This window comes from Streptomyces sp. NPDC057302, from assembly GCF_042667685.1.
GTDB lineage: Bacteria > Actinomycetota > Actinomycetes > Streptomycetales > Streptomycetaceae > Streptomyces.
In genome coordinates this window covers 1-11,906 of sequence record NZ_JBHUZJ010000013.1, presented here as the reverse complement: position 1 = coordinate 11,906, position 11,906 = coordinate 1, and the positions used below count along the sequence as shown (strand labels likewise).

Genomic DNA, 11,906 nt, shown 5'->3' with positions numbered 1-11,906 from the left:
GGACGCGCTGTCGCTGTCGCCGCCGCCGGTATCGCTCGTGGTCTCGCTCATCGTTCCGGTACCCCCTGCCGCTACTTGCTCTTGGCGACGGCGGCGGCCAGCTTCGACAGCGGCTCCGCGAGCGCGTCGACGCCCACCTGGAGCTCCTTCTGGTCCGCCTTGCCGACCTTGTCGTACGACGTGAACGTGTACGAGTCCTTGCCGCCGCCCTGGCGGTACTTGCCGAGCAGCTTGTCCAGGGCCGCGAACTGCTTGTCGAGTTCCTTGGTCAGCGCCGGGTCGTTCTCCGAAGCGACGTCCTTGAGCAGGTCGTACGCCTTCTCCGCGCCCTCGACGTTCGCCTTGAAGTCGACGAGGTCGGTGTGCGAGTAGCGCTCCTCCTCGCCGGTGACCTTGCCGGTGGCGACCTCGTCGAGCAGCTCCTTGGCGCCGTTGGCCATGGAGGTCGGGGTGATCTCCGCCTTGCCGACGCGGTTCTGCCAGTCCTTCAAGTCCTTGTCCAGCAGGGTGGCGAGCTCCTTCTCGCGCTCACCGATCTTCTTGTCCTTCCACAGGGCCCGCTCCAGACGGTGCCAGCCCGTCCAGTCCTTCTCCAGGTCCTGGCCCTCCTCCAGACCGTCCTCGCGGACGTCGACCTTCGGGTCGATGTCACCGAAGGACTCGGCGACCGGCTCGGTGCGCTCCCAGCCGATGCGGGAGTTGGAGTACGCCTTCTTCGCGGCCTCGATGTCGCCCTCGCGGACGGCGTCGGTGAAGAGCTTCACCTTGGGCAGCGTCGCGTCGGCCTGCTCCTGGGCGTAGGCGCGGTAGTCGGCGACGGCCTTGTCCAGACGCGGGTCGCGCTTGACGGTCTTGCCGCCGCTGACGGTGACCTTCTGGCGGATGCCGTCGCCCTTCATGCCGGGCTTGCAGGCGATCTCGTACGAGCCGGACTTCACCTCGGCGGTGAGCTTCTGCTTCGTGCCGGGGCCGATGTTCTCGCGCTCGCTGACGATGCGGTCGTCGGGGAAGAGGAGGTAGACCTCGGTGACCTTGGAGCCCTTGTTCTCGATGGCGAGCTCGACGTGCCCGGCGGAGAGCTTCGTCTTGGAGACCTCGCACTTGTCGTCGGTGGCGGTCACCTGGACGGTGTTGCCACCGCCTTTTGCGTCGCTCTTCTCGGTGCAGCCCGTGACGGCGGTGAGCGCTGCCACTGCGGCGACGGCAGTGGCGACGGGGAGACGGGCGGGGCGCATAAGGGCTCCAAGACGGTTCACGGAACGTTCCGACATGCCAGTGAGGCGGACCTAACTTAACTGAGCCTTACCTGGTCGATACCCAGCCGTTCCGTGATTCACCTCTCACCGTTCGAAGCCGCTCACGGGGGTGTCACGGTGGGGTGATGGGGGCTTCATGGAGTGGTAAAGGGCGGGTCAAACGGGGTTGGTCGCCCGGGCCGAGAGCGGCCTCACCCCCGCACCGGCGCCACCACCGGAGCACCCGTACGCGGATGCGGGAAGACCTCGACGGGCTGCCGGTAGACCTCGGTGAGGAGCTCGCCGGTGAAGACCCCGGCCGGCGCCCCCTCCGCGGCGACGACCCCGCCCCGCAACACCGCCACCCGGTCCGCGTACGCCCCCGCGAGCCCGAGATCGTGCAGCACCACCACCACCGCGTCCCCCGCGGCGGCCCGCTCCCGGCACACCCGCAGCACCAGCTCCTGGTGGCGCAGATCGAGCGCGGCGGTCGGCTCGTCGAGGAGAAGCAGCGGCGCCCGCTGGGCAAGGACCCGCGCCAGCGCCACCCGCGCCCGCTCACCCCCGCTGAGCGCGGAGAAGGGACGGGCGGCGAACTCGCCGACCTCCGTCGAGGCCATCGCCTCCCGCACGATCCGGTCGTCGTCGTCCTCCAGTGCCGTACCCGCCCAGGGCGCACGCCCCATCCGTACGACGTCCTCGACCGCGAAGGGAAAGGAGAGCGCGGCGGACTGCGGCAGCATGGCCCGCCGCAGGGCCAGTTCGCGCGCGGGCCACGCCGTGGTGGGCCGCCCGCAGACGCGTACGACCCCCTCGTCGGCCGGAAGGTCGGCGGCGAGCGCGGCCAACAGGGTTGATTTACCGGCCCCGTTGGGCCCGACCAGGGCAAGCACCTCGCCCGCCCGCGCGGTGAGCGACACCCCGGCAAGGACCTCGCGCCCCCCGAGCCGCACCACCAGCTCCGACGCCTCGGCGAGCGGATCGCCGGGGGCGACGGCCCCCGGCAGCGCACGCCCGCGCCCGGACGGGAACAGCCGCTCCGCAATCCGCGTGATCATGCCCAACCCCCTTGCTTACGACGGGTCCTGCGCAGCAGCCAGAAGAAGAACGGGCTCCCGAAGAGCGCGGTGAGCACCCCCAGCGGCAGCTCCGCGGGCGCCGCCACCGTCCGCGCCGCGAGATCCGCGCCGACCAGGACGACCGCCCCGCCCAGCGCACTGCCCGGCACGAGGAAGCGGTGGCCGGGCCCCGCCGCCATCCGCAGCAGATGCGGGACGAGGAGCCCGACGAACGTGATGATCCCGGCCACGGCCACGGCGGCTGCGGTCAGCAGCGCCACCACCAGGACCAGGACGAGCCGCAGCCGCTCGACGTCGACGCCGAGATGCCGCGCGGGCCGCTCGCCGAGCGCGAGGAGGTCCAGCTTCCGCGAGTACAGCGGCGCCACGGCGAGACCGGCCACCGCGCACGGCAGCACCGCGAGCACCTTCGGCCAGGTCGCACCGGAGAGCGAGCCGAGCTGCCAGAAGGTGATCTGGGTGATCTGCGCGTTGTCGGCGAAGAAGATGCAGAGCCCGATCAGCGCTCCCGCGAACGCGTTCACCGCGATCCCGGTGAGGATGAGCGTGACGACCTCCGTGCGCCCGCCGTCGCGCGAAAGGGCGTACACGAGAAGCACGGTCGCGAGCCCGGCCACGAACGCGCAGACCGTCACGGTCCAGTTCCCGAAGAAGCTGAGGCCGAGCGCGATCGACGCCACCGCGCCGACGGCCGCGCCCGCCGAGATCCCGATGACACCGGGCTCGGCGAGCGGATTGCCGAACACGCCCTGCATGAGCGCCCCCGCGCAGCCGAGGCACGCCCCGACGAGCAGCGCGAGCGTCACGCGCGGCAGCCGCACGTTCCACAGGACGCTCTCACCGACCCGGTCGAGCGCGCTCCCGCCGAGACCGATCCGGTGCTGTACGGAGCTGAGGACGTCCCCGAGCGGAATGTCGTACGCGCCGATGCCCGCGGACAGGAGACAGAGGACGACGAGGACGGCGACGAGGCCGACGGTCAGCGCGGCGGTCGCGCTCCGGCGGCGGCCACCGCCCGGCTTGCGCGGCTCTTGCGACGCTGCCTGCCCGTCCGCCGGCTTGGTCAGGACGGTCACTTCGCGCTCCCGTACAACTGCTCCACCAGAGACTTCAGGACCTGGTCCGTCCGCGGCCCGTAGTTCAGAAGCACCCCGTCGTCGATCGAGACGACGCGGCGGTCGAGCCCGGCGGGGGTCTCGGCGACACCCGGGATCTTGAGCAGGCCGTCCACGCCGTCCACGGATTCGAGCCCCTTGGACATGACCAGGATCGCGTCGGGCGCCGCCTTGGCCAGCGCCTCGCTGGTGATCGCCGTGAAGTCCCTCCGCAGCCCTGACTCCTTGCCCGCGTCGACCGCTCCCGCCGCCTCCAGGAGCGAACTCGCGCCGGAATCGCGGCCGCCGAGCAGATAGACGGAGGCGGAGCCGCGCAGGTAGAGGAAGGCGACGCGGGGCTTCTCGGTGCGGGCGGCGGCCGGGATGGCCCCCCGCACCTTCGCGATGCGCGCCTGCGTACGGGACCTGAGCTCGTCGCCCGACTTCCGCACCCCGAGCGTCTTGGCCACCGCGTCGATCCGGGGGCCCACGTCGTCGAGGCCCTTCGCCGGGTCGAACACGACCAGCGGGATGCCCGCGTCACGTATCTGGCCGATGGCCTCGGCAGGCCCCGTCGAGGTGTCCGCGAGGACGACCGTCGGCTTCAGGGACAGGACGCTCTCCGCCGAGACGTCGTGCGCACGTGTCACCACCGGCAGCTTCTTCGCCTGCTCGAAGGTCGCGGTGATGTCGCGGGCCACGACGTGCTCGCCGAGCCCGAGCGTGAAGACGATCTCGCTGAGGCTGCCGGTCAGCGGCACGATGCGGCTCGTGTCCTCGACGGTGACCTTCTTGCCGTCGGCCGATGTGACGGTGGCGGGGAGCGCCGGGTCGGGGCGGGTCTTCAGCGGCTCGATCCGGTCGGGCGCGGAAGCCGCCGCCTTCGCCTTCGGGGAGGTCGCGTCACCCCCGTCCGCCGATGATCCACAGCCCGTGAGGGCCAGGGCGAGAACGGCGGTCCACGCGCCGGCGATACGGAGTGAGCGCGGCATACGCACCGAAGTCCACCGTCCTGTCGTGCTGTTGAGGGTCTGCTGGGGCCCGGGTGGCCGGGATGGGGGTTCCGGCCGGAGTGATCGTAGTTTAGGTTAGCCTTACCTCATTAGCCACACCTGGAGGGGTCCCATGTCGTCGTCAAGACAGGCGCGAGCCATCGCCCGCGCCGGAGCCGTGGCCGTGCTCACCGCACTCGTCGGAGCACTGCTGCCGGCGGCCACCGCACACGCGCAGGACCGTACGGTCCAGGGCGGACGGCTCGACTGGGGCATCAAATCCTCCTTCCAGAGCTACGTCACCGGTCCGATAGCCCAGGGGAGTTCGACGCTGCGGGGCGGGGCCGCCACGGTCGGCGGCAGCCAGTTCCGCTTCCACTCGGCGAAGGGCTCGTACGACCCGGACAGCGGGGCGTTCAGCGCCGGGTTCTCGGGCGGGGTGCGTTTCCTCGGGCACAAGAAGGGCGGCTCGTACGAGCTGGACCTCACCATCAGCCGCCCCACCGTCAAGATCTCCGGCGGCTCCGGCACGCTCTACGCCGACATGGTCAGCAAGGAGAAGGGCACGGGCAAGGTCACGACCAGCGCCCAGGTGCCGCTCGCGAGCCTCGGCATGTCCGGCATCGACATGACGGGCGGCGCGGGCCCGATCGCCCTCAACAACCTCCCCGCGACGCTCACTTCCCAGGGCGCCAAGGCGTTCGCCGGGTACTACACGGCGGGCACCGAGCTGGACCGGGTGAGCCTGTCGACGGACCTCGCGGCGAAGCCCGGCTCCGACAAGGCGTCGAAGAAGCCCGCGCCGAAGCCGTCCAAGTCCCCGGAGTCCGAGAAGGGGAAAGCGAAAGCGGGGCGGATCGAGGACGCCGCCGTCGACTGGGGCGTGCGCCGCACCTTCCGGGAGTACGTCACCGGCTCCATCGCCAAGGGTGAGTGGAAGCTGTCCGCCGGGGCCCAGGACGGGGGCGCGCTCTTCCGCTTCCCCCAGGGCGAGGGGACGTACGACAAGAAGAAGCAGACCCTGGACGCGGACTTCGCGGGCGCGGTGCGCTTCACCGGTGAGCACGGCCTGGACCTCGCGCTGAGCAAGGTCGCCGTCGAGGTGAAGGACGGCAAGGGCACGCTGTCGGCGGACGTCCGCAGCAAGGGCTCGGAGAGTAAGGGCAGCAAGGACGGCAAGGGCGTCACGCTCAAGAACGCCCCGCTGATCACCTTCGCGGCCGAGGAGCTGAAGCCTAAGGACGGGCTCGTCTCCCTCACCGAAGTGCCCTCCAAGCTCACCGCCGACGGCGCCAAGGCGTTCGGCGGCATGTACAAGGCGGGCTCCGCCATGGACCCGCTCTCGCTCGCCGTCGGCCTCGACGCCGACGCGGAACTGCCCGCGCTGCCGGACCTCGGCTCCTCCGCGAGTCCGACACCGCAGGCGAAGAAGGCCACCGGGCTGCAGACCGAGAACACCGCTTCGGACGCCTCCGACTCCTCCTCGCCCGCTCTGCCGATCGGCATCGGCGCGGGCGTGGCGGTGCTGCTCGCCGCGGCGGTCACGTTCGGGGTCGTACGCAAGAAGCGTGCGGCGACGGGCGACGCGCCCGGCTCGGACTCCTGACCCTCACGGCTCGCACACCCCTGTGCTCACCACTTGCTTTCCTACCCATCTCTCAAGGAGAAGCCTGACCATGGCCGCCAACCGTCGTCCCATAACCCTCGCGGCAGCCGTCGCGACCGCGGTCACGCTCGGCGCGACCGCCCTGACCCTTCCGGCGCTCGCCGCGGACAGCGAAGGCGCCGCGGCGCCGAAGATGGAACTGAAGGACGGCACGCTGGACTGGGGCTTCAAGGAGTCGTTCCGCAAGTACGTCACGGGCATGGCCGCGGGCAAGATCGAGGCCACGGACGGCGCCAAGCAGGCCGCCGGCAACGGTGTGTTCACCTTCACCGACGGCAAGGGGACGTACGACACCGGGACGCACGCCACGGATGTCGCCTTCAAGGGCAGCGTCCGTTTCTCCTCGACGGCCCACGCCTTCGACATCAAGGTCGCCGACGTGAAGGTCAGCACCAAGGGCACGACCGGCGCCATCAAGGCCGACGTCAGCCTCAACGGCACCGCCCAGAACGACATCGACCTCGCCAAGCTCGACCTGACCGGCATCAGGCCCGGCACGGGGGAGGGCGGCGCGATGACCTACAAGGACATCCCGGCCACGCTGACGGCGGACGGCGCCAAGGCGTTCAACGGCATGTACAAGGAGGGCGACAAGCTCGACCCGGCCACCCTCTCGGTGAAGCCGGGCGGCGCCCCGACGGACAAGCCGACCGACAAGCCGACCGAGACGCCCAAGCCGACGGACAAGCCCACCCAGACGCCCAAGCCGACCGAGAAGCCCACCCGGACCCCGAAGCCGACGGGCACGGCCACCGGGACCCCGAAGCCGACGTCCGGCACCGGGCAGCCCGCGGGCGAGGTCCACGACGGCTCGCTCGGCTGGGGCGTGAAGGAGACCTTCCGCCGGTACATCGAGTCCGGCGGCGGCGCCACGCTCTCCGGCGGCGCCAAGAAGAGCGGCAGCGGCTACGACTTCCCGTACGCCAAGGGCGACGTGGACAGCGACGCGAAGAAGCTGAACGCGTCCTTCGGCGGCGCCGTCCGCTTCCAGTACAAGGCGCACGGCATCGACATGAAGTTCAGCGACATCAAGGTGGCCGCGAACGGCACCAAGGGCACGCTGACCGTGGACGTGACCACCCCCAAGGGCACCAACAACGACGTGAAGTTCGCGACGCTCGACCTCTCCAAGGCGTCGTACACGGCGAAGAACGACGTCGTCGTGCTCGACAAGGTCCCGGCGGCGTTCACCGCGGCGGGCGCGAAGCAGTTCGAGAGCGAGGACGCGCCGTCCGGCTACAAGGCGGGCGACGCGATCGACCCGGTGACGGTGGCTCTGGCGGTCGCCGACGGGGCTGCTCTGCCGGGCGGCAGCGGCGGCTCCGCCGGTGGCTCCACCGGCGGTTCCACCGGCGGCGGTTCGTCCGACCTCGGCGGCACGGTCGGCGGCGGTACGGGCGGCTCCATGGCGTCCACCGGTGCGTCGGTGCCGACGGGCGCGCTGCTCGGAACGGCGGGCGCGATCGTCGTGGCGGGCGCGGGAGCGGTCTTCGTGGCCCGGCGCCGTACTTCCTGAGGATGTTTGAATGCCCGGGTGACAGAACTACTTGACGGACTCGACGTCCTGCGAGTCTTCTGCGGGCCCGACGGTCGGCACGGCAATGAGCTGGGTGTCGTGCGCGACGGGGCCCGCGTTCCCGGGCGGGACGAGCGGCAGGAACTCGCGGGGAAGCTCGGCTTCAGCGAGACGGTGTTCGTCGACGACCCCGAGCGCGGGGTCATCGACATCTACACCCCCACGCTGCGACTCCCCTTCGCCGGGCACCCCTGCGTCGGTACGTCCTGGCTGCTCGACGTCCCTGAACTCGTCACGCCCGCGGGCGTGGTGGAGGCCCGCCAGGACGGGGAGTTCAGCTGGATCGCGGCGCGCGCGGAGTGGGCGCCGGGCCGGACCCTGCGCGCGTACGCCAGCCCGGCCGAGGTGGACGCGTTGGCGGTGCCTCCGCCGGGGGAGTGGGTCTACGCGTGGGCCTGGGAGGACGAGGCGGGCGGGCGGGTGCGGGCCCGGGGCTTTCCCGGGCGTGATGACGGCATCCGGGAGGATGAGGCCACGGGGGCGGCGGCGCTGCTGTTGTGCGCGGAGCTGGGCCGGGCGTTGAACATCACGCAGGGGCGCGGGTCGCAGATCCTCGCGGCGCCGGCGCCGGGTGGGTTGATCGAGGTGGGGGGACGGGTGCGGTGGGGTGGGGGCTGAGGTTCTGCCTCCGGCGGTTCATTTCCCCAACCCCGCCCCTTCCCGAAGACTCGCTCGGCGCGAGGGCCTCGTGCGTACCGTCATCACCGGCTCCGCCGAGCTCGTCCTCAACCGCCGGACGGGCGGATTTCAAGCCGACAGCGGGAACTCCTCGCCCAGCTCACGGAACACCCCGGTATTCAAAGCGAAAGCGCGCTTGCACTCGTCCACGATCCGCTGCCGCTCCAACTCGTCGGACACGACCTCGCCGAGCCCGTCCAGCAGCTCCCGATAGCCCCGCTTGAACGCGGCCGGGTTGGAGATCGACTCGAAGACGTAGAAGCGGACCCCGTCGCCCTTGCGGGCGAACCCCCACGTCTGCTCCGCCTTGCCGCGGATGATCTGGCCGCCGGAGAGATCGCCGAGGTAGCGGGTGTAGTGGTGGGCCACGTAACCCCCCGGCCACTCCTGGGCGCACTCCGCGACCCGCGCCGCGTACGCCGCCGTGGCGGGCAGCGGTGCGGCCGAGGCCTGCCAGCCCGCGCCCCGCAGGTGCGCGAGGTCCCGCTCCAGCTCCGCGACGCGCAACAGCTCGGGCTGTATGAACGGTCCGGCGACCGGATCGTCCTTCAGCGCCGCCGCGCCCTCCTCGAGGGCGCGGTACACGAACCACAGCTGTTCCGTGTAGCGCGCGTACGCGTCGACACCCAGCCTGCCGCCGAGGAGGTCGCTCATGAACGTCGAGGTCTCGGCCTCCGTGTGCTGCTCGTGCGACGCGGTGCGGATGACCGTGGAGAACGGATCCATGAGGGACCTCCGAAGCCGAAGAAAGCCGAAGAAAGACGGGAACCGGCCGGAACCGGCGTCGCCTGCACCGATCATCCAAGTTAGGCTTACCTAAGTCAACTGGTTCCCGACGTCCTGTCGGTAAAAAAGCTACCCGCTTCGGCACCCACTGATGCGTGAAGATCAAGCGCGAAGGCGAAGCCCCGGGCTCAGGGGAGCGTGAGGACCTCTGCCCCGGTGTCCGTCACCACGAGCGTGTGCTCGAACTGCGCGGTCCGCTTGCGGTCCTTCGTCACCACCGTCCAGCCGTCTTCCCACATGTCGTACTCGTACGTGCCGAGCGTCAGCATCGGCTCGATGGTGAACGTCATGCCGGGCTTGATCACGGTCGTCGCGTGCGGGCTGTCGTAGTGCGGGACGATCAGGCCGGAGTGGAAGGACGTGTTGATGCCGTGGCCGGTGAAGTCGCGGACGACGCCGTAGCCGAACCGCTTGGCGTACGACTCGATGACGCGGCCGATGATGTTGATCTGGCGGCCGGGCTTGACCGCCTTGATGGCGCGGTCGAGGGACTCGCGGGTCCGCTCCACGAGGAGCGTGGACTCCTCGTCGACGTCCCCGACCAGGTACGTCGCGTTGTTGTCGCCGTGCACCCCGCCGATGTACGCGGTCACGTCGAGGTTGATGATGTCGCCGTCGTTCAGGACGGTGGAGTCCGGGATGCCGTGGCAGATGACCTCGTTGACCGAGGTGCACAGCGACTTCTGGAAGCCGCGGTAGCCGAGCGTGGAGGGGTAGGCGCCGTGGTCGCACATGTACGCGTGGGCGACGCGGTCCAGCTCATCGGTGGTCACCCCCGGCGCGATGTGCTTGGCGGCCTCGGCCATCGCGCGCGCGGCGATACGGCTCGCGGTGCGCATCAGCTCGATGGTCTCGGGGGTCTGCACCTCTGGCCCCGTGTACGGGGTGGGCGCGGGTTTCCCCACGTACTCCGGGCGCCTGATGTTTCCCGGAACGGGGCGGATGGGGGAGAGCTCCCCTGGGACGAGCAGTGACTGGCCAGACATGCCAGCGAGTCTAACCAGCGGTCGTGGGGCAGCATGGCGAAGAGAGAGCGGGATCCAGCGGTACTGAGAAGAGGAGCGGGCCATGGCGCTGTTCAAGAAGCGGACGGTCGGAAAGCCGGGCGAGTGGTACTACTGCCTGGAGCACCAGACGGTGGAGGAAGGCCCCGACTGCCCCGGCAAGGACCGCTTCGGGCCCTACGCGTCGCGCGAGGAGGCCCAGCGCGCGATGGAGACCGCCGCCGAGCGGAACCTGGAGTGGGAGACCGACCCGAAGTGGCACGACAAGGACGCCCGGGGCGAGGGGGGCGGCGCCTGATCCGCCGCCGGGCACGCCGCCACCGGCGTCAGCCGGTCGGCGTGGACATCTCCCGGCGCCGGAGCGCGTCCTCGTCGGTGCTCGCGTCGTACGAGAGCAGCTTCGGCAGCACCGCCGTCAGCGCGGCGACCGAGGCGACACAGGCGAGGCCGCCCGACCAGATCGCGCTGCGGGTGCCGGTCCAGCCGGCGGCCGCCCCCGCGCGGACCTGGCCGAGCTGCGGGCCGACGCTGTAGGAGAGCACCTCGATGCCGGCGAGCCTGCCCCGCAGCTCGTCCGGGATCGTCTGGTTCCAGATCGTGGAGCGGCCGAGCCCGCTGAGCATGTCGCCCGCGCCGGCCAGGGCCAGGCACACGAGCACCAGCCATACGTTGCCGAACCACCCGGCGGCGGTGATCGCCAGGCCCCACCCCGCCGCCCCGAACACGACGAGCAGCCCGTGCCGTCGCACCCGCGAGGTCCACCCGCTGGTCAGGCTGAGCAGCAGCGAGCCGACCGCCCCGGCCGCGTACATCAGGCCGAGCGACCACTGGGCGTCGAGGTCCTCCGCGAGGAACGGGAAGATCGTGTTCGGGAACGCGAAGAACATCGCCGCCATGTCGATCGCGTACGTGCCCAGCAGCACCGGCCGCGACCACGCGTACCGCGCGCCTTCCGCGAGGCCCCGCAGGGACGGCTTCTCCGCGTCGTGCGCGGCGGGCGCCGGTGCGATGCGGGCGCACAGGGCCACGGAGACGGCGAAGGAGACCACCGTCACCGCGTACGCGGGTGCGTGCCCGGCGTAGGCGACGACGACGCCCGCCAGCGAGGGGGCGGCGATCGCGCCGACGTTCCAGCGCAGTGAGTTGAGCGCGGTGGCGGCGATGAGCTGGTCGTGCGGCACGATGCGGGCCATCAGGGAGTCGAGCGCGGGGCGCTGGAGCCCCGCGAGCGCGGAGACTCCGGCGGCCACGACGTAGAGCGGCCACAGCAGCGGCTCGGGGAGCAGCGCGTTCACGAGCAGCACGGCCGCCAGCAGGCCGAGCCCCGCCTCGGTCAGGAGGATCACCTTGCGCCGGTCGACCGCGTCGGCCAGCGCGCCTCCGTAGAGGCCGAAGACGATCAGCGGCACCAGCTCGACCGCGCCCATCGCCCCGACCGCCAGCGGCGAGTCGGTGAGGTCCTTGATCTGCAACGGCAGCGCGACCAGGGCCATGAAGCTGCCGAAGGTGGTGACGAGCCCCTGGACCCAGAGCAGTCGGAAGTCACGCGTGGAGCGCCAGGGGGAGAGGTCGGGCAGAACGGAGGAGAGGGCCACGAGCAGCCATGGTCGGCGGAGCGGGGCCCGCGGAGCAACCGGATTTCCCCTGGCGAGGCGCCTCATGCCCCCCTCGCACCGGCCTGGCCCAGCGGACCCGAGCCGCCGCTTCGCGGCGGGGGTGGGCCCCCCCCCCCCCCCCTTGGCCCGCGGGGGCGGGGGGGGGGAGGGGCCCACCCAAAGGGGGAAAACGGTGGGTGG

11 protein-coding genes are annotated in these 11,906 nt (G+C 71.2%); 4 read left to right on the top strand and 7 right to left on the bottom strand.

Annotation, left to right across the window (positions count from 1 at the left end; all coding sequences use genetic code 11):
• Positions 1-71 precede the first annotated feature (71 nt).
• From efeO to ACFUPX_RS12365, 4 genes are all read right to left on the bottom strand, one after another.
• Positions 72-1,235 carry an iron uptake system protein EfeO gene (efeO, locus tag ACFUPX_RS12380; RefSeq protein ID WP_383320071.1) on the bottom strand — a complete coding sequence of 388 codons (1,164 nt, stop codon included), beginning with the start codon at positions 1,233-1,235 and terminating at the stop codon, positions 72-74.
• 212 nt (positions 1,236-1,447) lie between these two features.
• On the bottom strand, positions 1,448-2,293 hold the full coding sequence (locus tag ACFUPX_RS12375) for a heme ABC transporter ATP-binding protein (RefSeq protein ID WP_383320069.1): 846 nt from the start codon (positions 2,291-2,293) through the stop codon (positions 1,448-1,450).
• Positions 2,290-3,381, bottom strand: a complete 1,092-nt coding sequence (locus ACFUPX_RS12370; RefSeq protein WP_383320304.1) for a FecCD family ABC transporter permease — start codon at positions 3,379-3,381, stop codon at positions 2,290-2,292. The genes ACFUPX_RS12375 and ACFUPX_RS12370 overlap by 4 nt, the downstream gene beginning before the upstream one ends.
• Before the next feature lie 5 nt (positions 3,382-3,386).
• A complete protein-coding gene (locus tag ACFUPX_RS12365) occupies positions 3,387-4,400 on the bottom strand; it encodes a hemin ABC transporter substrate-binding protein (protein WP_383320067.1) in 1,014 nt (337 codons plus the stop codon).
• 133 nt (positions 4,401-4,533) lie between these two features.
• Here ACFUPX_RS12365 and ACFUPX_RS12360 point away from each other — a divergent pair, with 133 nt between their 5' ends.
• From ACFUPX_RS12360 to ACFUPX_RS12350, 3 genes are all read left to right on the top strand, one after another.
• A complete protein-coding gene (locus ACFUPX_RS12360) occupies positions 4,534-6,006 on the top strand; it encodes an HtaA domain-containing protein (RefSeq protein ID WP_383320065.1) in 1,473 nt (490 codons plus the stop codon).
• Between the two features lie 70 nt (positions 6,007-6,076).
• Entirely contained in the window at positions 6,077-7,582 is a 1,506-nt protein-coding gene (locus ACFUPX_RS12355; protein WP_383320063.1) for an HtaA domain-containing protein, read from the top strand.
• A gap of 18 nt (positions 7,583-7,600) precedes the next feature.
• Complete coding sequence (locus ACFUPX_RS12350) at positions 7,601-8,260, top strand: PhzF family phenazine biosynthesis protein (RefSeq protein ID WP_383320061.1); 660 nt, start codon at positions 7,601-7,603, stop codon at positions 8,258-8,260.
• Between the two features lie 129 nt (positions 8,261-8,389).
• Here ACFUPX_RS12350 and ACFUPX_RS12345 read toward each other — a convergent pair whose 3' ends face one another.
• On the bottom strand, positions 8,390-9,046 hold the full coding sequence (locus ACFUPX_RS12345) for a heme oxygenase (biliverdin-producing) (RefSeq protein ID WP_383320059.1): 657 nt from the start codon (positions 9,044-9,046) through the stop codon (positions 8,390-8,392).
• 188 nt (positions 9,047-9,234) lie between these two features.
• Positions 9,235-10,092: a type I methionyl aminopeptidase gene (gene map / locus ACFUPX_RS12340; RefSeq protein ID WP_383320057.1), complete on the bottom strand. Its 858-nt coding sequence runs from the start codon at positions 10,090-10,092 to the stop codon at positions 9,235-9,237.
• Positions 10,093-10,174: 82 nt separating this feature from the next.
• Here map and ACFUPX_RS12335 point away from each other — a divergent pair, with 82 nt between their 5' ends.
• On the top strand, positions 10,175-10,408 hold the full coding sequence (locus ACFUPX_RS12335) for a hypothetical protein (protein ID WP_383320055.1): 234 nt from the start codon (positions 10,175-10,177) through the stop codon (positions 10,406-10,408).
• A 28-nt stretch (positions 10,409-10,436) separates the two neighbouring features.
• On the opposite strand, the gene ACFUPX_RS12330 is transcribed toward ACFUPX_RS12335, so the two are convergent.
• Positions 10,437-11,711 carry an MFS transporter gene (locus ACFUPX_RS12330; RefSeq protein ID WP_383320302.1) on the bottom strand — a complete coding sequence of 425 codons (1,275 nt, stop codon included), beginning with the start codon at positions 11,709-11,711 and terminating at the stop codon, positions 10,437-10,439.
• Between the last annotated feature and the right edge of the window lie 195 nt (positions 11,712-11,906).